This is a genomic window from Paraburkholderia sp. GAS348 (assembly GCF_050434205.1).
Taxonomy (GTDB): Bacteria; Pseudomonadota; Gammaproteobacteria; order Burkholderiales; family Burkholderiaceae; genus Paraburkholderia.
The window spans coordinates 17,323-37,412 of the sequence record NZ_JBNPVT010000036.1 but is presented as its reverse complement, the minus strand read 5'-3'; the positions used below and the strand labels follow the sequence as shown (position 1 = coordinate 37,412).

General features: G+C 59.7%; 19 protein-coding genes and 1 pseudogene. 7 read left to right on the top strand and 13 right to left on the bottom strand.

Going from position 1 to position 20,090, the window contains the following annotated elements; genetic code table 11:
• Positions 1–827: 827 nt before the first annotated feature.
• Positions 828–1,139 (top strand): DUF4148 domain-containing protein, encoded by a 312-nt coding sequence (locus tag P3T22_RS31505; RefSeq protein WP_063495223.1) that lies wholly within the window; start codon positions 828–830, stop codon positions 1,137–1,139.
• A gap of 996 nt (positions 1,140–2,135) precedes the next feature.
• Here P3T22_RS31505 and P3T22_RS31500 read toward each other — a convergent pair.
• From P3T22_RS31500 to P3T22_RS31475, 6 genes are all read right to left on the bottom strand, one after another.
• Entirely contained in the window at positions 2,136–3,137 is a 1,002-nt protein-coding gene (locus P3T22_RS31500) for a transketolase family protein (protein ID WP_063495221.1), read from the bottom strand.
• Positions 3,134–3,976, bottom strand: a complete 843-nt coding sequence (locus P3T22_RS31495; protein ID WP_429327079.1) for a transketolase — start codon at positions 3,974–3,976, stop codon at positions 3,134–3,136. Before P3T22_RS31495 ends, P3T22_RS31500 begins: the two co-directional genes overlap by 4 nt.
• Positions 3,977–4,020: 44 nt before the next feature.
• Positions 4,021–5,349 carry an MFS transporter gene (locus P3T22_RS31490; RefSeq protein ID WP_429327078.1) on the bottom strand — a complete coding sequence of 443 codons (1,329 nt, stop codon included), beginning with the start codon at positions 5,347–5,349 and terminating at the stop codon, positions 4,021–4,023.
• An 80-nt stretch (positions 5,350–5,429) separates the two neighbouring features.
• Positions 5,430–6,179, bottom strand: coding sequence for an SDR family NAD(P)-dependent oxidoreductase (locus tag P3T22_RS31485; RefSeq protein ID WP_063495218.1), 750 nt, complete (start codon positions 6,177–6,179; stop codon positions 5,430–5,432).
• 191 nt (positions 6,180–6,370) lie between these two features.
• Complete coding sequence (locus P3T22_RS31480) at positions 6,371–7,261, bottom strand: LysR substrate-binding domain-containing protein (RefSeq protein ID WP_063495217.1); 891 nt, start codon at positions 7,259–7,261, stop codon at positions 6,371–6,373.
• A 562-nt stretch (positions 7,262–7,823) separates the two neighbouring features.
• Positions 7,824–8,957: an MBL fold metallo-hydrolase gene (locus tag P3T22_RS31475; protein WP_063497842.1), complete on the bottom strand. Its 1,134-nt coding sequence runs from the start codon at positions 8,955–8,957 to the stop codon at positions 7,824–7,826.
• A gap of 1,563 nt (positions 8,958–10,520) precedes the next feature.
• Here P3T22_RS31475 and P3T22_RS31470 point away from each other — a divergent pair.
• Complete coding sequence (locus P3T22_RS31470) at positions 10,521–10,799, top strand: hypothetical protein (RefSeq protein ID WP_429327077.1); 279 nt, start codon at positions 10,521–10,523, stop codon at positions 10,797–10,799.
• Between the two features lie 191 nt (positions 10,800–10,990).
• Here P3T22_RS31470 and P3T22_RS31465 read toward each other — a convergent pair whose 3' ends face one another.
• Together P3T22_RS31465 and P3T22_RS31460 are read right to left on the bottom strand one after the other, a co-directional pair.
• Complete coding sequence (locus P3T22_RS31465; protein WP_082855146.1) at positions 10,991–11,221, bottom strand: helix-turn-helix transcriptional regulator; 231 nt, start codon at positions 11,219–11,221, stop codon at positions 10,991–10,993.
• Positions 11,222–11,460: 239 nt separating this feature from the next.
• Positions 11,461–11,721, bottom strand: a complete 261-nt coding sequence (locus P3T22_RS31460) for a hypothetical protein (RefSeq protein ID WP_063495214.1) — start codon at positions 11,719–11,721, stop codon at positions 11,461–11,463.
• A gap of 452 nt (positions 11,722–12,173) precedes the next feature.
• Here P3T22_RS31460 and P3T22_RS31455 point away from each other — a divergent pair, with 452 nt between their 5' ends.
• From P3T22_RS31455 to P3T22_RS31435, 5 genes are all read left to right on the top strand, one after another.
• A complete protein-coding gene (locus tag P3T22_RS31455; protein WP_429327076.1) occupies positions 12,174–12,959 on the top strand; it encodes a hypothetical protein in 786 nt (261 codons plus the stop codon).
• A gap of 11 nt (positions 12,960–12,970) precedes the next feature.
• Positions 12,971–13,387 (top strand): DUF4279 domain-containing protein, encoded by a 417-nt coding sequence (locus P3T22_RS31450; RefSeq protein ID WP_063497840.1) that lies wholly within the window; start codon positions 12,971–12,973, stop codon positions 13,385–13,387.
• 329 nt (positions 13,388–13,716) lie between these two features.
• Entirely contained in the window at positions 13,717–14,142 is a 426-nt protein-coding gene (locus tag P3T22_RS31445; protein WP_063497839.1) for a hypothetical protein, read from the top strand.
• Between the two features lie 118 nt (positions 14,143–14,260).
• Complete coding sequence (locus P3T22_RS31440) at positions 14,261–15,394, top strand: extracellular catalytic domain type 1 short-chain-length polyhydroxyalkanoate depolymerase (protein WP_429327075.1); 1,134 nt, start codon at positions 14,261–14,263, stop codon at positions 15,392–15,394.
• Positions 15,395–15,572: 178 nt separating this feature from the next.
• On the top strand, positions 15,573–16,082 hold the full coding sequence (locus P3T22_RS31435; RefSeq protein WP_063495212.1) for a hypothetical protein: 510 nt from the start codon (positions 15,573–15,575) through the stop codon (positions 16,080–16,082).
• 139 nt (positions 16,083–16,221) lie between these two features.
• Here P3T22_RS31435 and P3T22_RS31430 read toward each other — a convergent pair whose 3' ends face one another.
• The 5 genes and pseudogenes from P3T22_RS31430 to P3T22_RS31410 all read right to left on the bottom strand — a co-directional run bounded on the left by P3T22_RS31430 (position 16,222) and on the right by P3T22_RS31410 (position 19,890).
• Positions 16,222–17,931, bottom strand: coding sequence for a putative bifunctional diguanylate cyclase/phosphodiesterase (locus P3T22_RS31430; RefSeq protein WP_429327074.1), 1,710 nt, complete (start codon positions 17,929–17,931; stop codon positions 16,222–16,224).
• A gap of 243 nt (positions 17,932–18,174) precedes the next feature.
• A pseudogene (locus tag P3T22_RS31425) lies at positions 18,175–18,383 on the bottom strand (Rieske 2Fe-2S domain-containing protein).
• Positions 18,380–18,589, bottom strand: coding sequence for a hypothetical protein (locus P3T22_RS31420; protein ID WP_063495210.1), 210 nt, complete (start codon positions 18,587–18,589; stop codon positions 18,380–18,382). Before P3T22_RS31420 ends, P3T22_RS31425 begins: the two are co-directional and overlap by 4 nt.
• A gap of 199 nt (positions 18,590–18,788) precedes the next feature.
• Entirely contained in the window at positions 18,789–19,289 is a 501-nt protein-coding gene (locus tag P3T22_RS31415; RefSeq protein WP_063497838.1) for a GAF domain-containing protein, read from the bottom strand.
• Positions 19,290–19,467: 178 nt separating this feature from the next.
• Positions 19,468–19,890 carry a TOBE domain-containing protein gene (locus P3T22_RS31410; RefSeq protein ID WP_063495209.1) on the bottom strand — a complete coding sequence of 141 codons (423 nt, stop codon included), beginning with the start codon at positions 19,888–19,890 and terminating at the stop codon, positions 19,468–19,470.
• Positions 19,891–20,090: the final 200 nt, after the last annotated feature.

Sequence of the window (20,090 nt, the reverse complement as noted above, 5' to 3'; positions counted from 1 at the left end):
GCGCGACATGCGACGTACGACAATTCGAGACGCATCCGTCATCAGTGACGCGAAGGACGCCTTCTCCAACGTGTTCGATGTCGTCGACAAAACTAAGGTCTAGCCACATCGGTAGACAAGTCTAGCGTCGACGCACGCCGCAGAGGCATCAGAAAAAGGACGTAGCCTAAACCCGACGGCCGTGTTTCGAGTATGACGAGAACCGTTGGGACAGGCGTCAATCGCTGATTGAGGCGAGATCGAGTCCCCGTTCGGTCTGGGGTTTCTGTCACCGGACCATCCTGCGGCAAAAGCGTCGTCCCCACCCCAATGGCATTGAAAGGAAACCGCACAACGAGCCAGATCCTTCTAATCACATCCAGTCCACGCGCAACGGCTTCCTATTCGACAAAAGTCGCCGACGCCTTGGCAAAGAGCCTGATATCCGGAGACAAGGGCTCCACTACCATCGCCGAGACTTAGCGGGTGAGCCTCTCCAACACATCGACGACAGCTTCGCTATCGCCCGCAATACGCCGCCCGGACAAATGGCGCCATCCAGAGAGCTGTCCTCGAGTTGTCGGATGCGCTGGTCTCGGAACTGAAGGCGGCGGACATTACCTACCTGCATACGCCCCCCAGTAACGACCGCCGGCGCCGCGCGCCATCCCCTGCCCGAGCAGGAAGGCGACGACATCGCGATTGGAATCAGGGTTTACCCATATTCGACAACAATCTTTTCCAGATACTTGCCTTAATTTTAAGCGCCCTCTTACCTAGACTGTAGTCACTGATTTACGAACAGGGCTGTTCGTAGCAGGACAAAACAAAGTCTGGAGGTAGTAACCATGAAGTCCCTTATTCAAGCCGTTGTCGTTGCCGCTGCCCTTGCTGCTCCGGTTGCCGTGTTCGCCCAATCGAACCAGCCTGTCACCCGTGCGCAAGTGCGCGCTGAACTGGTCCAGCTCGAGAAGGCTGGTTATCACCCGGGCGATGATGACAACACCACTTACCCGGCGCAGATTCAAGCTGCTGAAGCAAAGGTTGCCGCGCAGAACGGTGCGACAGGTGTCGGCGGTGTCGTGAGCGGCTCGTCGGCGTCCGGCGCCCCCTCAGCCGCGGTCCCTACCGGCCCGCGTTCGCTTTACTCCGGTCACTAAACCGTCAGGTTGGCGAGCCGCCGGCGCCCCATCCGGTAGCCGAGCATCGTCCTCTGAGCGCGCAGCACCTCTGCGCGCCCCATTCCAAGAACTGGCCCGCTATCGAGGTAACGCCCGGTAGCGGGCCAGTTTCGTATTGATACCTCCGCCGTCGGACTCCCGATGGCTTCGCCCAGGCCTTCACGGTCTGGGCTCTTTTTCTCGTCCATTGATGGTTGGTTTCGTACACGCCGCGTAGCCGCCGGCGGTCACTGGACCCGTTCCATTGTCGGCGAAGCACTCAAAAAAAAGCCCCATCGGTCTTTGACAGGGCTTGAGCACACACGCCAAGGAGATCAGCGCTGCGTCGAGAGTACTTGGCGAAATTCGGGGCAGCAAGACGCCATTAATAACGGGGCGTTACCGAAATTGCGGCCGGGGAGCCGTGTAACCGGTCCACTGCCCCCCACTTTGGCGCAAGCAGATCGCCGCCGTTCGCGTCGCCATCCGCGCAGGTCACCTTCGGCGCCGGCGGCGGCAAGAAAAAAAGCCCGCCTCAGTGGGCGGGCTTAATCCATGTGGAGACATGGAGCAGACGGGGTAAGCATAAACCCTAGTCCGTTTCAATGCAGCGCAGTCCGAAACCGGGACTCCATAATGGCGTAATGTTGTTTTGCTTTCAGGAGGCAATATGAACGCTGTGTGCTCGCTGCATGACCCCTGAACTATCGCTGCCCCGAGCAGCCCCGGCAAAGTGACTTTGAACGGCCCAGTTAGACCCGCTGCTGCCAGTCACTCGCTCATTCCGAGGGGCCGAAGACAAGCGGCAAGCGGCCGGTCAGAGCTCTTCTTCAGCCGGGCAGGCTTTGCCTAACAAATGTCAGCGTTCTTTTTTTTCGGTAGCGGTGCGTCGACGGAACTGACGCACCGTCCCCCTCCCAAACTAGCAGACGACTCGTTTCACACGCCGGCGGAGCGATGTCCGCCGTGCTGCTGCGTCTGGATGACACAGTGGGCTCATCCAAGCCAGCCCTTGATGGTATCGGCCATGACGTTGGTCGAGATGCCATAGCGATCGTGCAAGGTCGGCAGCGCGCCCGCACCGAGAAACTCATCGGGCAGTGCGATTTGGCGGTACATCGGCGTGACGCCCGCCGTGAGCAGCGTGGTCGCGACCGCTTCGCCAAGCCCACCGATCACCGAGTGATTCTCGGCGACCACCACCATGCGACCCGTGCGCCGGGCTTCGCGCAAGATCGTCTCAGTGTCGAGCGGCTTGATGGTCGGCACGTGCAGTACGCCAACTCCCACGTTGTCCGCTTCCAGCAACTTCGCCACCTCCAGCGAACGCATGGTCATGATGCCCGACGAGATGATCAGAACTTCGGCGCCGTCGCGCAGCAGCTTGGCCTTGCCGAGTTCGAACTGGTAATCGTATTCGTCGAGCACGGCCGGAACATTGCCACGCAGCAGGCGTGCATACACGGGGCCGTTATGCGCAGCAATCGCAGGCACCATTTGCTCGGTGTCGAGAGCGTCGCACGGATCGATGACCGTCATGTTCGGCATCGCGCGCATCAGGGCAAGATCCTCGGCCGCCTGATGGCTCGGGCCGTAGCCGGTCGTTAGGCCCGGCAAGGCGCAGATGATCTTCACGTCGAGGTTGTCCTCGGCGATGGCCTGGTGCATGAAGTCATACGCGCGACGGGTTGCGAATACGGCGTAGGTCGTCACGAACGGCTGGGCGCCTTCATGCGCCATACCGGCGGCCGCGCCCATCAGCAACTGCTCGGCCATGCCCATCTGGTAGTAGCGCTCAGGGAATTCCTTTCCGAAGATGTGCAGGTCGGTGTACTTGCCGAGGTCGGCAGTCATACCAACTACATTCGTCTTCTCCCGGGCCAGTTGGGCCAATGCATGACCGAACGGAGCGGAACGCGTGACCTGTCCTTCGCCAGCGATCGATGCAATCATCGCCGAAGTCTTCAGACGCGGCTTTTTGGTGGTGGTATCGCTCATGCTTGTCTCCCTGCTTCGAGTGCTGCGAGCGCCAGTTGCCACTCATGGGCATCGACGCGGATGAAATGGTTCTTTTCCCGTTCTTCGAGGAACGGCACGCCGCAGCCCATGCGGGTATCGCAAACGATAATCCGGGGCTGCTCTTTCGGATGATTGCGTGCAGCATCGAAGGCCGCCTTCACTGCGTCGATGTCGTTGCCGTCCACGCGCTGCGTGAACCAGCCAAATGCTTCGAGTTTCTCGACGAGCGGCTCGAACGCCATGATCTTCGAGGAGGGACCGTCGGCTTGCTGGTTGTTGACGTCGACCATGGCAATCAGGTTGTCCAGCTTCCAGTGAGCGGCCGACATAAGGCCCTCCCAGATCGCGCCTTCATCGAGTTCGCCGTCGGAGAAGAGCGTGTAGACGAAGGCGTTTGAGCCCTTACGCTTCAGTCCCAGGCAGCGACCCACCGCGATCGTGAGACCGTGGCCGAGCGAGCCGCCGGACATCTCCATGCCGGGCGTGTAGCTCGCCATTCCGGACATCGGCAACCGGCTGTCGTCGCTGCCGTAGGTTTCAAGTTCTTCCGGTGGCAGGAAGCCGGCTTCGAACAGCGCGGCATAGAGCGCAATCGCATAGTGGCCGTTGGACAGCAGGAAGCGATCGCGGCCTTCCCAGTCGGGGTTGTCGGCCTGATAGCGCATCGCGCCGAAGTAGGCAACCGCGAGTACATCGGCGATATCGAGTGCCTGGCCGATATAGCCTTGGCCCTGTACTTCGCCCATCAGCAAGGCGTTTCTGCGAATCCGGTAGGCGCGCTCGGCGAGCGTCACCCCATCTGATGAGGGACTGTTCATGGTGTCTCCCTGATTTAAAAAGTGAGTCTTTGCAGCGAACGGTGTCAGCGATTGACGGATTTGGCTGGCACGAGGAAAACAAGCCCGGCACCGATGACGATAGCGGCGGAGATAAAGATAAGCCCAGCCGTCGACTTACCGGTCAGGTCGTTCAACCAGCCCACGATGGCCGGCGAGAAGAAGCCCGCGAGATTGGCGAAACAGTTCACCGCGGCGATACCCGCCGCGGCGGACATGCCGCCGAGAAGCGCGGTCGGCAGTGACCAGAACTGCGACGACGAAGCGAGGATGCCGGCGGCGGCCACGCTGACACACACCAGCGACGCACCGACTCCGCCCAGCATCGGCAGCGTTGCAAAGCCGGCCGCCGATACGAGCATCGGGATCGCAAGATGCAGACGACGTTCGCGATGGCGGTCAGCGCTTGCGCCCACCAGCGGCAGCGCAATGATGGCGCACAGGTACGGGATGGCTGTGAAGACGCCCACCCACAGCGGGTCGGCCACGCCGGACTTGCGGATGATCGTCGGCAGCCAGAACGTCAGCCCATACTGACCGAGCACGACGCAGAAGTAGATGGCAGCCATCAACCACAAACGACGATCGCCGATGAAAGACCGGATCGACACATGGGCGACCTTGTGGGCGTTGTCGTTCGCCACGTTGCGTGCGAGAAGCGCCTTCTCCGGATCAGTGAGCCACTTGGCGGCAGCGATACCGTTGTCGAGGTAGAGCAGGATGGCGACGCCAAGGAGCAACGACGGCAGCGCTTCGAGGATGAACAGCCACTTCCAGCCGGCGAGACCGTGTACGCCCTGGAACGCATGCAGGATGTAACCGGACAACGGCCCACCGACAATGCCGGCAAGTGGAATCGCCATGAAGAAGAGGGAGAGCGCCTTGGCGCGCCGCGCCGACGGAAACCAGTAAGTCAGATACAGGATGACGCCTGGCGCGAACCCAGCCTCGGCCACGCCCAATAGAAAGCGGAGGACATAGAACGTTGTGGGCGACTTGACGAAGACAAAGCAGGCCGAGATCACGGCCCACGTCAGCATGATGCGAGCGAGCCAGTTTCGTGCGCCCACTTTGTGCAACATGAGATTGCTCGGTACCTCGAAGAGGAAGTAACCGAGGAAGAAAATACCGGCGCCGAAGCCATACACGGTTTCGCTGAATCGCAGGTCGTTGAGCATCTGCAGTTTAGCGAAGCCCACGTTGACACGATCGAGATAAGCGCCCAGATAGCACAGCATCAGGAACGGTATCAAGCGTCGTCCCACTTTCGCATACGTTTTTGATTCGAAGCTCGCCGGATCGGCGAGCGATGTCACATCGCCCGTCATTGACGGCGCAGTGGCCTTCGCTTTCATGATTGTCTCCTGCCATATCGCCCCGGGTTTTACCGCCGGGTGCATTGACCCATCCGCCGCAGTCGCGACGGATGTCGTACTTAGTGGATCAACATGCCGCCGTTGACGTCGAGCGTGATACCGGTGAGATAGGCTGACAGGTCGCTCGAGAGGAACAGGCAGGCGTTCGCGACGTCGGCCGCATCGCCGAGCCGGCCGAGCGGAATGCCCTTGATGATGTCGGCGCGCATCTCCGTCGTGAGCTTGTCACCGGTGATGTCGGTCTGGATCAGACCCGGCGTGATCGAGTTGACGCGGATGTTGTCCGCCCCGAGTTCACGCGCCATGGCACGAGCAAGGCCGAGTACGCCCGCTTTTGCAGCGCTGTAGTGAGGACCGCCGAAGATGCCGCCCCCGCGTTGTGCGGAAACGGATGACATGCAGACAATGCTGCCGCTCTTTTGCGCTCTCATTTGCGGAATGACCGCTTGCGACATGTAGAGGGTACCGCGCAGGTTCACGTCGATGACCGCGTCGAAGTTGTCGGCTCCGATGTCCATCGTCTTCAAAGGCTGGGTGATACCTGCGTTGTTGATAAGGCCATCGACACGACCGTACTTCTCGATGACCGCCTTGGCGGCAGCCATGCATGCGGCCTTGTCGGTCACATCGCAGGCGAGGCCGAGGTGTTCTTCGCCGAGGTCACGCGCGGCACTCTCGGCGTCTTCCTTGCGAAGATCCAGAATCACCACTCGCGCGCCCTGGGCGGCAAGCGCTTTTGCGGTCGCACGGCCAATGCCACGCGGCGAGGCTGCACCGGTTACGATGACGACTTTGCTGTCGAGCAACATGTTTGTCTCCATTGATCACGTTAGTTGGTAGATGCAGTTTCAGTGCTTCAACCATCTCGATCAATGCAGTTCGGCTCAACTATTGCTGAAGAATATTCAGGTGTCGCTGCACCGCGAAGTCTCAGGCGTCAGAAAGCGGCCCTTTTTCGCATAAGGTAGGGCGCTGGCGTCACGCCAGGCGCGGCCTGGCGCTATACGGCGTCACGGCTGATCTCTTGCTCGACCCAGGTCAAAAATTTGGCCACGCGCGGCAAATCCGCGTTCTGGGAAGGGTAAACGAGGTGATGGGCTCCGACCTCGACCGCATACGTGCGATCGAAGACCGGTACGAGCGAACCGCGTTTGAGGTGGACCGATGCGAGCATCGTGCTTTCGAGCGCAATGCCGTGTCCCAATGCCGCGGCTTCGAGCGACATGTACGAGCGGTCGAACGCGAAATCGTATGCCTTGGGCGACACCGCGACGCCGAACTTGCCGAACCATTGCTTCCACTGCACGAGAGGCGTCTCCGAGAAGATCAGGCGCCGTTCGAGCAGATCCTCGGGGGTACGCACCGGGTGTCTTCTCAGGTATTCCTCCGATGCAAGAGGCGCGATGAACTCGTTGCGTAGCGTTTTGATCTCGCCGTCGGTCCAATGAGCGTAGCCATGCCGTACGTCGACGTCATAGAAGCCGGAGGTGAACGACACATCCTCATACGAGCACGCGAGATTCAACTGAATGTCGCCGTTCGCTTCCTGGAACAAAGCCAGCCGCGGCAGCAGCCACATCAACCCAAAGCTGGGACTCGAGTGAATGCGAAGAATCTCGACACCCGATTGGCTCGATGCGCGCTCCGTCGCGCGGCTCAGGTCGGCGAGCGATCCGGTGACATCGGCCAGATATTGCTGACCCGTTGGCGTCAGCACCAGTCCCCGTCCCAGCCTTGTGAACAAGGGCCTTCCCACGATGGATTCGAGGTTGGCAATTTGATGGCTGACCGCGGATGGCGTTAACCCTAATTCATCAGCCGCCCGATTGACGCTCTTCGTGCGGGCGACACTCTCGAACGCGATGATGGCTTTTAGTGGTGGGATGCGCATTGTTCCTGGATGCAGAGGTTGCGAACCGCCTTGGATCAGGGTGTTCTGCTTCGCTACTGGCGATTCCAGAAATGTCGCGTATCCGAGGGGTAAAGGCAAGCCAAGGTTCGGCCGATAGGCAATCGGTTCACAGGAGCGCGAGACGTTGAGCGAATACGAGGGCAAGCCCGGCGACCAAGCGCATCCGGTTATCGGGAAGTGGCGGGTCTCGGGCCGAGAGCCGCCGTTCAGGTCCTCTGACCGTCTGGCGGCTTGTGGCCGAACTGAGCCCGACGACGACCGGCTCTGATCGACCCATCTGAGCCACTGGCCCGGACGTTGCCTCGGTCCGGCCCAATCTCCATAAGAGACGCTCGCGAATGATTTCTTGCCTGCGCTGCCAGCTAACAGATGCAGTTCCCGCTCAAGTGAAGCGTCTGGCTGCGGCAACGCAGCGCACCATTGCCGCGCGTCTGTCAGCGCGCAGCTCAATGGATAAATCGTGGAACGGGCTTTAAGGCTTAACGGTACGCGACATCACTGCCGGCATGTGCGCCGGTATACCGCGTGCGTTCGGCAACGTTCAAGCGCCGAATGTGAAGCGCGTGCCGGTCGAAGACCACAATACTTTGCCCGGCATCGCTTGCGTCGCCATCGCGTAGAACGATTCGCCTGAGCAGTGCATCGGGATCAGATAGTCCGGATTGATTTCCTTTAACTGGTTCACAGTGGCTTGCTGATACTCCGTCGGCTGCGGCGCGAGATGAAAGCCGCCAACGATCGCATGAACCTTGGTGACGCCCGACACTCTCATCGCTGTCTTGACCGTATTGAGCACGCCGCGATGCGCACAAGACGTCAACACCACAAGCCCCCGATCCTTGACCAGATAAGCCGTGCTCTGCTCATGCTGGAAATCATCGGGTATCGAGGTGACGTTCTGCTTTTCCGGTGGCAGCTTGTTGCCCGCACAACCGACACCGTCATGCAAACCAACGGTCATGATGCTTGGGTTGATCGGTTTCTCAAACGTGGTTTGATCGATCCAGCCCGTGGTGAATGCGTGATCTGCAACAACTGCGGGTCGTTCTGCAAAGGTGATGACCAGATTGGCGTCGCGCATTGCCTGCCGGTCGAGCGAACCGAACTGGCCGCCGCGATTCTCGCGTGTACAAAAGCATTCCTCGCCGCCGAGATAGATTGGTAACTGTTCTTTCAACTTGCCGCGGCTGTTTTGCAGGAAGCCAACCATGCCACCGAAATGATCGTAATGGCCGTGCGTGAGCAGTAGCGCGTCGAGTTGCGCAGGATTAATTTTCAACAGGCCGATGTTATTGTTCAGCGTCTCCGGCGTATAACCAAAGTCAATCAGGATTTGCCGCGTCTGCGCGCCTTGCGAGGATTCGACGTGCAAGGAAAGACCCCATTCGTTCTCAAGCGTCAGGCGGGGCGCGTGATCTTTCGTGAGTGGCAGGCCAAACCGTTGAACGTCAACATTGCCGACGCGACGACTCGGCTCCAGTCCCGAATACGATGAATCAGTTACGACCCGCACCGATACGGTGTCGACGACCGGCACCCCGCCAGTCAACGGCTCGGCGAACGCAACCCGCGACAAGCCGAGCAATGCGCTTCCCGACATCACACCCAGCGCACCTGCGCCTCCAGCGCGCAGCAAGCGGCGACGCGACCGGCTACCCAAATAGTCTTCGTTCACTGTCAACTCCCCATTGTTTTCGCTGAGACGAATTGAACAATCATTGCGACTGCTCCAGCGAACGGTCGAATGACTGCCTGGACCGGAAGCGTGGTTGTCGAGAATCGATTAACAGTTATCGTTCTGCACGTAAATACTCTCATGAAACAAGCTTTTCCGTGAGTGAAAATCCGGCTCCGCATCAAAGCAGGCGAAAAGGTCGGCGTGAATGCGCTTTGCTCGCCTGGGAGCGCCGAGCGTCTTGGGTCAAGAGCGCCGGTCTGATCTGACGTACTCCCTGTCAAACGTATCGCACGCCGACAAAGCGGGTAACACTGCAAGAAGGCAAGCCTGCTTCAGACGCACTTTCATTTTTATCCCCCTATATAAAGGCTTTTTCAAGCCCTTCCTCTCACGGCGAGTCTTAGCTCTCATCTAAACTTATAGTAATGCAAACCAATATGTAAAATGTATACGGAATGACTTTTTACGATGCCTCTATTGCTGGCGCCGGTTACCTGCGACGCGCAACATCCTCGCCTCATACAGATGGACGCCCGTAGAATCGGACCCGAGCCTCTGTCTTCTCCCTTCCTGGAAAAGACTTCCTTAGATCGCGCGAAATCAAACAGACGTCTGTTTCATATTGCACCGATCTCCGCAATGATGGCGGGAGTGAAGAAACAAGCAGGTCACCGCATGCATACAGACCGAAGAAACCACCTGTGACGTCCTTGTTTTTGGGTGCAGGAAAACGCACGCTGGCATTTGGCACCTTGCCATAGCTCGGGAAACGGGACAGCTTCGTCGGTTTGCCAGACTTCTACCGTTGATCTGCAGTGCTGAGATGGATATACAGTACATCAGCCTTGCGCGAAGCCAATGGCGCAGCAGATCGATACAACCGCTCCGAGTTTCGAGCATGCGCCAACTCGTTTCATTGTCCTTCCTTCGCACAGGATTGCTGGCAATGCCGACGACTCCGCGCTTCCCATTGACCGTCAAGATTCATCTGTATGGGACACTTCGGGTCTATGTTATTTATAGTAATCGTAACGCCCCGCAGTGCAGCCTCTGGACGACGGATTGGCATGTAGCAAACCATCGTTTCATTCGCGTCGCCAAATGGCGACTGGTCGCTCGTCAGCAGACGTTCGCCAACCAACTGCGAAGGACCGCTCCTGGCCGAGTTGTGCCTGATAGCTACCCGTCATGAGCCGAAGGGCTGCGACCGCGAACAGATCTTAAATCTGTTGCTCAATCCGCCCGGATCGCCGGTAGAGAAGGCCGATGCAGAATCGACGCAATACGTCCGGGCGCAAGACGGGCGCAGCGCGCTATTCCTCGCCGCTCGAGCCGGAAAGCGCCAATCACGCCGTACACAAATGTCCAAAAAAATATCTACGTTATTGATTATTAAAGATATTTTTTATTGAGAGTATTCTGTGCTTTTGATTAAATATGGGTGAGTCTGACGACTGGAGAAGCCGCTATACGGTCGCCTCGGCTCACCTGCAGTGACACGCGGACAAGAGGGTTCATGCCGTCCTGTCCTCAATACGGGATGACCACTAGGAGATCGTTATGAGTGAAGACCAGAAATCGCTGAAGGAAGTCCTTCAGCGCGTGACCCGCCTCGAAACACGGCTCGTGCAGTTGGGTGACTACGTGGGCGCGAACCTGCGCACCAAGATGCAGATTGAGTTGAACAATGACGAGCACGGCGCATGGGTAGATGTGGATGCGCCCGACGTATCAATCTCGCGCATCATCAACGAACTGCAGAGGCTCGGCGTCAAAAGAGACATCCGCCTGCCGGTAATGTGCAACGGCGCGACGATCGCCACCGTGTTTACTGGATGACTCCACTCCTTTTGTGTGTCGCATCTGGAAGTCGATTCCAGATGCGACCTCATCTGTCGACCATTGAGCGGCTCCTGCCGCTCGAACCGAACGACGGCAAAGGCGTAAGGCGGCAAAAAAGCCCCGCTGCGTCTTCGACAGGGCTTGGTGCACACGCGCCAAAGAGTTCAGCGCTGCGCTGACAGTAGCCTTTATGCAGGTTCCCTTGATGCGAGCCACGCACGGACGTCCTCGACACGCCAGCCGACAGCCTTTGGACCGAGCGGGACCGGCGCAGGGAAGACGCCTGCTTTTATCCATGCGTAGAGCGTCGTCCGCCCAATCGAAAGCACGTCGACCATCAAATGCTTCGCTCGCACAAATCCCACTTCGGGCAACCGGTAGGGTTGTCGCTCCAGACCGCTGTTAGATACCGCCGTCATAACCATCTCCTCGTTTGCGATGACCCAATGGTCGTGTCACGACCAGCGCGCGGCGGACCAGAACGAACGAAAGAGAATAAAGAAGAACTACTTATAGATTTGCGGTGCGCTCGTAAAATCACCTTCACGAATACCTGACTGAAGGACGAGAATATGGCGACGATTGCCTGCGTGGGTTGGGGATCGCTGGTATGGGATCCAAGGCGGATGCCCCTCTTAAGCGGCTGGTTCTATAACCCTTATCGTACTGGGATCACAGTGTCTAAAACTGAACAGTACGATATAGCGCTGATGTAGCTTGCCTTCGTCTTATCTGGAAAGCCTTTCACGGATTTCGAGTTCCCGCAAAGCGCTCTGGCTACCCATTTTCGTTCGCCCCCCGCCGCCGAGATATAGCCGGGCGCAAGCGCTTTCGGTTCGAGCAGCTCCTGATACGCCCACAGCATGGGACTGTTGGCAAACTTCGCGCCGGCCTGTTGCAGCTTGTTGATGCCAGCCATGCCTTACAGGCCGAAGAGCCCAGGCGCTTCACCGGAACCGATCAGGCCGACGCGATAGAACTCCAGCGCGAACGCTTGTCCTCACATATTTTCGCTGTCGCATACGCTCATCGGATCTCCTGTCGCTGGGCGCGTGCGTGTATGCGGAAACCAATCACCGCCCCGGTGAAGCCGGCAACGAATAGATTGCGTATTCGCTGCGGCAGAGCGCCGCCGATTTCGATACAGAAGTAATCGAGCCCCTGCCGCATTGCAGTCGTGTCCGAAATAACATGCCGGTGCACTCCACAACACAAACGGACAGCCAGAAGAAACTGGCATGACAAAGTCGATCCGCAAACGGTCTGTTTTTTCGTTTCTTTTGAACTACTTACCATAGTCAGCGTATCTCGTAAACAATTTCCCCAGACAATCTGCTAGGTTTACACCGTCACAAGGGACAGGACCTGGCAATGGGCGGCACTGCACTGAAAACGGATTCGCTGCAACGGTGGATGATGTACAGCAAGGATTCCTACGGGAGTGGGCGCATCTTTCTCACTACCGAGCAAAAACTGGTGGTTGAAGAAGGCAAAAAGTTCGCGCGACGTGCATACGCCGATGTATGGGCTCAGGACGCCGCACTTGTGCTGCACGTCCGCTCGTTCCTCGGGACGAACTTCCACTGGCACCAACGGCTGGCAGAGAGCGGCGCTGACCTTGAGGTCATACAGACCTTGCAGTCCATGATTCGCGGTGAAAGTGTCGTTCTCATTGCCGAGCAATCGCGGACAGGGGGCGCGTGGAACGATCCAGCGCCTAAGCCCAAACGGCTTCCCAGCTTCCGTGAGGAGTTAATGACGGGGCTGGGCATGTCATACGAGGCTGCGACGGTCTACATGGACCGCTATGACGACATGGTGGACGAGGTAAATGCGGCTGCAGCCCGCTATGCAAACGGGGCCGTGTCGTCATTGACCGACACCGCGAACGATCTCACGCCGCAAGGCGATACGCAGCCGTTTAAGTACATCCCGGATGCGGTAAGGGGCGACGTTGAAGAACTGCCCGCCTCGACGAACAACCCGAAGTTTGCTGCGAAGATGCTTGGATACGACCAAAATACGTTCGGCGACATGCTGCACAATTTCAAGCCCGATAATGGCCTTGGACCGGCGGACAACGTCATCTGGCACGACAACGGCGACGTCTACTTCAATGGAGATTTCATCGCCAATTTCCACGATTGGGCGAACTGACAGGACCATCGATGAATGACCATCAACGCGCACACGCGACATTTCATGTAACGGGCGACTCAGTAACGCCCGCGTTCTGGACGGACTATTTTGGCGTTAAGCCCGACACTGCCATTACCAAGGGCGAGCACTTCACGACACCTTCCGGGCGTCCAAGCCGCGCGCCGGGCCGAGTTGGATTGTGGGGCGTTGGGAGCAAATCATTTGTTCGTAGCGATCAACTCGAGCCCCATCTGCGTTATCTCATCGAACGGCTGAATCTGTCGCGGCCGGGGCTTCGTGAGCTGATAGAGCGTAAATGCGTGAAAGTGCGGTTTTGGTGTTACTGGGACAACGAGACCGGCAACCGAGTGCCCGACGTACCCGACGACGTTCGGGCGATGATAGAAGCAATCGGCGGCACCATCGAGATCGATGAATATCGATAGTCCTCGCACGCAAAATAATCAACGGCGTATATGTAGTACGCGCTCGCGGCATTGCGCATCGATGCTCTCAGAGAGCCCCGCTCTCACTTTCTTTTTTGGTGGGTCGCTGGCGTGCCCATTTCCAACGGGACATTGCGCTCTGTTTGCCAAAACGGCAATCGTCGTCGGAAGAGCCGTAGGCATTGTCGTCAGCACGGCCACCGCCCCAAGAACATCTACCGGCCCTCAATTTCCCCATTGACGTCATTCAAACCAAGAGCGTATAACCATCCAATTGGATGTTATATGGATGGCATATGGATGCTGCTCTGGTGCCAAACGGGACAAAAATGACCAACCTCAAACTCATCGACACCTCCCGCCCCAAAGGCGGCGAGACCGAAAAAATCACCATCAACCTCGGCCCAATCGACCTGGGCCAGATCGACTTACTCGTCGAAGAAGGTTTTTACTCGAACCGCACCGACCTGATCCGTACAGCGATCCGCAACCAGCTCGCCGTACACGCCCAAGTCGTCACGGAAACGGTGACCCGGCGCGCGATGGTGCTCGGCTTGCAACACTTCTCGAGGCAGGACCTCGAAGCCGCTCAAGCCGCGAACGAACGACTGGACATTCATGTGCTCGGTCTTGCCAGCATTGCAGCCGATGTGCCGCCGGAACTCGCGGCGGCCACGATCGCATCGGTCGTGGTGCTTGGCGCGTTTCACGCGTCGCCCGCGGTCAAGGCGGCGCTCGCCGGCCGCATCAGGTAGCCGCGCCCGGCATGGCCGATCCTATGGTTGAACACGTGTCGGCCACGTGGCCGAGCCTGTGAAGCTAGTCGCCTGACCTAGCCACGCCCAATGCAAGTCAACGTAGTCACCTACGATCATGAAAATGAATGAAGATTTTTTGAAGTCGATGAAAGAAGCCTTCGACCTGCTGCGCACGAAGGGGCCGAAGGAAGCGACCGCTGCAGTACAGCGTGCGCTTGCGGGCGGCACGACTAAAGCAGGCAATGCGCAAACCCCGCGCACGCCGCAAAGCGTCAATGAATGGGCGCAAGCGTGGACGCAGGCGCAAACTCAAGCACAAAGTCAGGCGCAACCACACGCCGCCACCACCCCGCACGCCACTACCGAGCGCACTTTCGACGCCGACACACCCGGCACCTTCAGCACTCACACCTTCAGCAACAGCGCGGGCCAACGCCAATATAAGCTCTACGTCCCCGCCGTCTACCGCAGCGAACCGTTGCCGCTGGTCGTGATGCTGCACGGCTGCACGCAAAACGCCGACGACTTCGCGGCTGGCACGCGCATGAACGAAATGGCCGAACGTCATGGCTTCATCGTCGTGTATCCGAATCAGTCGCAAGCAGCCAATCATTCGAAATGCTGGAACTGGTTCAAACCTGCCGACCAGCAGCGCGACCAGGGCGAGCCGTCGTTGATAGCGGGCATCACGCGTGAGGTGATCGCGCGCTATCGCGTCGATCCGGCGCGCGTGTACGTGGCGGGCCTGTCGGCGGGCGGTGCAATGGCGGATGTCATGCTGAAGACCTCGCCCGACCTGTACGCGGCAGCCTGTGTCCATTCCGGCCTCGCCTACGGATGCGCGAAGGACCTGCCCACGGCGCTCGCCGCAATGAAGGGCGGCCGTACACATCGCAACCGCTCACGTGTCGAGCCACAACGCCCGCTCATTGTGTTTCATGGCGATGCGGACACGACGGTGCATCCCTCGAACGCCACAGCGCTCGTAGCAGGCTTCGACGCCGGCGTCACGACAGTCAGCCCGCCATCGCATGCAACAGGTGCGGCGAGTGGCCAGCGCGCTTGCACGGTGCAGCGGCTGGTCACGGCGAATGGCGTCGAAGCGGAGTACTGGTTGATTCGTGGCGCGGGGCACGCATGGGCTGGCGGCAATCAGCGCGGTTCGTACACGGACCCAGCCGGCCCCGATGCCGCGGCCGAGATGCTGCGCTTCTTTCTCGCCCATCCGCGTGCGTCAGGCACGCACTGAGCACCATTCAACTGACAAATCATCTTGGCGAAAACGCTGTACTTCCTGCCGCAAAGGTATAAAGTGACTCATGTTGCAGCGCAGCAAAATCACTGCGCCGCGTCGACCTGCCGTCTCGTGCGAGACCTGGCCTCCGAAATCCTTTGGGCGCCTGCACCAGGTCACTTTGGAGATCACCATGCACAGCCCCGCGATCGAACATAGCGCCGCCTTTGGCCAACGCACCTTGAACATCTTCACCACCTTGCAACTCGATGGACTGGCGTGCCTGCAAAAACTCGGCGAACTCAATCTCGCGGCCCTGAAGGCGACGGTCACCGAAAGCAAGAATGCCTTGGCGGCCGGCCAGTTCAACACCGCGCCGTTCGCCGGCGTGGCCGATGTGCAGCAGCAACTGGTTCAACGCACCTTGTCGTATGCGCAGCACGTCAAAGAAATCGACGCGCAATTCACTGCGGCGTTGACCAAGGCCGGCGAATCGCTGCGCGAAGAGTTCGGCGCCAGCGTGGCGCAGTTTGGTTCGGGCTTCGGCCAGACCGCGCCGCTCAGCCCGGATAGCGCGTTTGGCGCGATGCAATCCGTAATGGCCTCGATGATCCATTCCGGCAACGTGATCCAGGACAGCATCAAGCGGGTATCCGGCATGGCCGGCACGGCGATCGCTGTCGCGGATGACGCTGCACGCTGAGTCCCACGCAGAAACGCGATCCAACGAAAAGGGGCCAATCGGCCCCTTTCTCTTGTGCGCTTAGCTAGGCGACGCGCTGCGGCGACTGAAGGACCGCGGCTTCAAGTTGGCAGCGGGATTGCCAACGTCAGCCGGATCGTCAAGCGGAGCCCAACGGCTTCAGCAAATTGCGCAACGCCGCGATGGTGATGGGCCGCGAAAACCAGAATCCTTGCGCCTCGTCGCAGCCGAGCGCTTCCAGTTGCGCGGCCTGTTCGGCCGTCTCCACGCCCTCGGCCGTCACCCGCAGCTTTAACGCATGCGCCATGGCGATAATGGCGCCGACGAGTGCTGCGCATTGCGGCTCGGTACTCATGCGCATCACAAACGAGCGATCGATTTTCAGGCGGTTCAGCGGAAAACGCGTGAGATAGGCGAGACTCGAATAGCCGGTGCCGAAGTCATCCACTGCGACCTCAACGCCCAATTCGCGCAACGCATGCAGCGTCTGCAACGCCTGCTCGGTATCGCCGAGCAGCACGCCCTCAGTGATTTCCACTTCAAGGTACGACGGATCGAGCGCGGCATCTTCGAGCGCCTCGCGGATCGTCTCGAACAGATTGTGCTGCTGGAACTGCTGCGGCGACACGTTCACCGCGACCCGTGGCAAGGTTCCGGTGAGCCGCAGCAATTTGCCGGCGTCGCGGCACGCGGTACGGATCACCCACTCGCCGATCTGCTCGATCAGCCCCGACTCTTCCGCAACCGGCACGAATTCGACCGGACTGATCAAACCACGCTGCGGATGATTCCAGCGCAGCAGCGTCTCCACTTGCGCGATGCGTCCGTTGGCGAGCGTCACCTGCGGTTGATACACGAGATGCAGTTGCTGACGTTCGAGCGCTTCGCGCAGCATCGCCCCCAGTTCGAAGCGGCGCGCCGCCTGGCCTTCGAGCGCGGTGGAAAAGCGCCGCACCGCGCTGCCGCTCACCGCCGAAGCCGCCGACAACGCCACGCCCGCGCGGCGCATCAGCGTCGGCGCATCGGCGCCGTCGGCAGGATAGGCGACGATGCCGATACTCGCCGTGATGTTCAGCGCGGTGCCCGCGTAGTCGATCGATTCGGCGATGCGACCCAGTGCCTCAGCCGCGAAAGCATCGGCCGCCGCGCCGGTCTCATTGATCAGCAGCGCGAATTGCGTGCCACCGATCGAGGCAATCGTACCGTCGTTGGGAAAGAGACCGCGCAGCCGCTCGCCGACGATCTGCAACACCAGTTCGGCCGCATGCAAACCGAGCGCATCGCGCAGCTTGCGTAAATGATCGAGCTCGGCGATCAGCACCGTAAAGCCGTTGCCGCTTCTCCGACAGCGCGCGATCGTCAGCTCGAGGCGTTCGGTAAACAGCGTCTGATTCGGCAGGCGGGTCACGCCGTCATGATGCGCGACGTACCACAGGCGCGCTTCGGATTGCGCGTAACGCGTCATGTCAATGGCCATGCCGACATAGCGGGCGGGCCCCATGGCTACCCCGCCGGGATACGCCGGCTCGGCGGCGAGCGGCGCCAACGCGAACACCACGCGAATCGGGGTGCCGTTGCGCCGCACATAGGTCCATTCGCCTTCATAGCGCGAGCCTACCGCCGACAGCGGCGGCAATTCGGCACGCCGCCTCGCGAGTTCGGCCGGGTCGTGCAAGGACTCAAAGGTGCACCGGCCGATCAATTCCGCGGCGGTAAAACCGGTGAGCTTTTCGAAAGCAGCATTGACCGAGTCGAACGTGCCGTCGGCCATGCAGACGAACATGCCGTATGGCGCCGCTGAAAGCGCGGCGTCGCGTGTGCGCGCTTCGGCGTAGTGGTGATCTTGCATCGCGCCGGCCTTTGAATTTCCTGGTTATTGAAAACGAATGAGGAAAGCGATTGAGCGTTTTTCTTGTCGCGTACGGCGCAACTGGCAAAGCCGGCCGATTCGGTCCAATCCGCCGGGTAACCGTGAGCATGATAGCGGCTTTCCCTGGCCGGAGCCGCCGCGCCAGCCGCGCATTCCCGGCGCGAATCGTTTCCCTCGGTGTATTCCCCAGTTCCGGCTGCGGCACGCCCGTCATCGCGCACCTCATAAAGCGTTCGCTATTGCGGGGATACTCCGCGCCTCATGACCCAACGCACACCGGCCTTCGACGCCTTCGTCCGTTTGCGACGGAATGTGCTTGCACTTGCCGTCGCAAACGGACGCGAGGTCGTGATACGGGCACACGATGTTGCCGTTGTCGCCCCCTGGCTAAGCGGCGCGCCGCGATGCGGACAGATGTCGCGTGCGCTCACCAGTTGGCCGTTCGAGCGGAACGGAACACGACCAAGAGTTCGTCGAGCAGCGTCACGCTGATGGGTTTATCGGTCACGTCGGCGGCGAACGCCACCGGATGCCAGTAGCGGCTGAGAATCTCCCAGTCGTGGCTATCGAAGGTGCAATTGCGGGGTAAAGCGAGGGAGCGTTGAAATGTCAGCGGGGCAACGGTGGCGGAACTCACGCATGTCTCCAAAACCTGGTGGGGGTTCGTCGCGCTCATGTGCTGTCCCCCAAGGGAACTGCCTTCGGGGTGTCTTGAGCGCGTGGAGAGAACGATAGCGGGATGAGGTCCGCCGACCTATCCCCTGAAGTGCATCTAGTCTATGTACGAAACAGCATAGGGTGCCGCCGCACCGCTGGATCAGCCTTTCCTGAAACGCCTACGACGCGCGCGGCAGCGCGGCTTCGATAAACGCTGCGCATAGCGCTTCCATGCCCTTCGCGTCTTCTGCGTCGAAGCGCGCGACGACCGGGCTGTCGACATCCCACACGCCGATCAGCGTGCCGTCCGGTGCGACGAGCGGCACGACGATTTCGGATTGCGATGCCGAATCGCAGGCAATATGGCCGGGGAATTCATGCACGTCTCGCACCACTTGCGTCTGACGGGTAAGCGCTGCCGTGCCGCACACGCCCTTGCCGAGCGCGATGCGTACGCAAGCAGGCTTGCCCTGGAACGGCCCGACCACCAGCTCGCGGCCATCGTGGAAATAGAAACCGGCCCAGTTCAGATCGCTCAGCGAATGGAACACGAAAGCGGAGAAATTCGCGGCGTTGGCGATCCAGTCGGTTTCACCGGCGAGCAGCGCGCGCGCCTGGGCGACCAGCTCTTCGTATTGCGCGGCTTTGGGGAGATGCGAGGCGGAGGAGACTTCGAACATGACGGTGTCCGTGATGAAAGCGGGAAAGAGGAGCAGCGAGGCCTGCAGTGTAAAGCAAGCCGCCGTTTCCTTCACGGCACGCCGCACTGCGCATGCCGCCCTCTTTCCGCCCGCTCTGCGTGCGGCCTGATGGCTTTGTCCAGACGTTAAGCCGGTGGGCAGCGCCACGCAGCGATCGTTATTCGACGCCGACGATCACGCTCGATGCCTTGAAGATCGCCGTCGCCGCTTTGCCGTTCGCAAGGCCGAGGCGGTCGACGCTTTCGTTGGTGATGATCGCGGCGATCTGCGCGCCGCCTGCGGCGATCGTCACTTCCGAATTCACAGCACCCCTGGTCACCGCCGACACGGTGCCGGCGATGCAGTTGCGCGCCGACACCTGGCTCTTCGCCACGTCGACCATCACGATCACCGACGACGCCTTGACCAGCGCAAATGCCTTCTTACCTGCAGCGAGACCGAGCGATGTCGCGCTGCCGTGTGTGATGATCGCAACGATCTCGAGACCGTCCGGGGTGCGCAACGTGACTTCGTCGTTCACGGCGCCGTGTTTGACTTCGGCGACTTCGCCGGCGAATTGATTGCGTGCGCTGGTTTGCATGTTGTTCTCCTGGTTGTGGAGCCTCGTGAAAGACGATTCGAGGCGATGTGTCGAGCGTAACGAAACACCCGGCCTGCGCGGCCGCTTGTGCGTGAGTGCGGTATGGCACAGCGTAATTGACGATTCGAACCTCAATGAAAACACATAAGCGTTGTGTAAATACACTCATAACGCCGTGCAGGCACAGCGCAGGCAATTGG

Bases quoted from the DNA above. Each gene is read 5' to 3' on its own strand.
- P3T22_RS31505 (WP_063495223.1), top strand. From the start codon at position 828: ATGAAGTCCCTTATTCAAGCCGTTGTCGTTGCCGCTGCCCTTGCTGCT.
- P3T22_RS31500 (WP_063495221.1), bottom strand. From the start codon at position 3,137: ATGAGCGATACCACCACCAAAAAGCCGCGTCTGAAGACTTCGGCGATG.
- P3T22_RS31495 (WP_429327079.1), bottom strand. From the start codon at position 3,976: ATGAACAGTCCCTCATCAGATGGGGTGACGCTCGCCGAGCGCGCCTAC.
- P3T22_RS31490 (WP_429327078.1), bottom strand. From the start codon at position 5,349: ATGAAAGCGAAGGCCACTGCGCCGTCAATGACGGGCGATGTGACATCG.
- P3T22_RS31485 (WP_063495218.1), bottom strand. From the start codon at position 6,179: ATGTTGCTCGACAGCAAAGTCGTCATCGTAACCGGTGCAGCCTCGCCG.
- P3T22_RS31480 (WP_063495217.1), bottom strand. From the start codon at position 7,261: ATGCGCATCCCACCACTAAAAGCCATCATCGCGTTCGAGAGTGTCGCC.
- P3T22_RS31470 (WP_429327077.1), top strand. From the start codon at position 10,521: ATGAGTGAAGACCAGAAATCGCTGAAGGAAGTCCTTCAGCGCGTGACC.
- P3T22_RS31465 (WP_082855146.1), bottom strand. From the start codon at position 11,221: ATGACGGCGGTATCTAACAGCGGTCTGGAGCGACAACCCTACCGGTTG.
- P3T22_RS31460 (WP_063495214.1), bottom strand. From the start codon at position 11,721: ATGGCTGGCATCAACAAGCTGCAACAGGCCGGCGCGAAGTTTGCCAAC.
- P3T22_RS31455 (WP_429327076.1), top strand. From the start codon at position 12,174: ATGGGCGGCACTGCACTGAAAACGGATTCGCTGCAACGGTGGATGATG.
- P3T22_RS31450 (WP_063497840.1), top strand. From the start codon at position 12,971: ATGAATGACCATCAACGCGCACACGCGACATTTCATGTAACGGGCGAC.
- P3T22_RS31445 (WP_063497839.1), top strand. From the start codon at position 13,717: ATGACCAACCTCAAACTCATCGACACCTCCCGCCCCAAAGGCGGCGAG.
- P3T22_RS31440 (WP_429327075.1), top strand. From the start codon at position 14,261: ATGAAAATGAATGAAGATTTTTTGAAGTCGATGAAAGAAGCCTTCGAC.
- P3T22_RS31435 (WP_063495212.1), top strand. From the start codon at position 15,573: ATGCACAGCCCCGCGATCGAACATAGCGCCGCCTTTGGCCAACGCACC.
- P3T22_RS31430 (WP_429327074.1), bottom strand. From the start codon at position 17,931: ATGCAAGATCACCACTACGCCGAAGCGCGCACACGCGACGCCGCGCTT.
- P3T22_RS31415 (WP_063497838.1), bottom strand. From the start codon at position 19,289: ATGTTCGAAGTCTCCTCCGCCTCGCATCTCCCCAAAGCCGCGCAATAC.
- P3T22_RS31410 (WP_063495209.1), bottom strand. From the start codon at position 19,890: ATGCAAACCAGCGCACGCAATCAATTCGCCGGCGAAGTCGCCGAAGTC.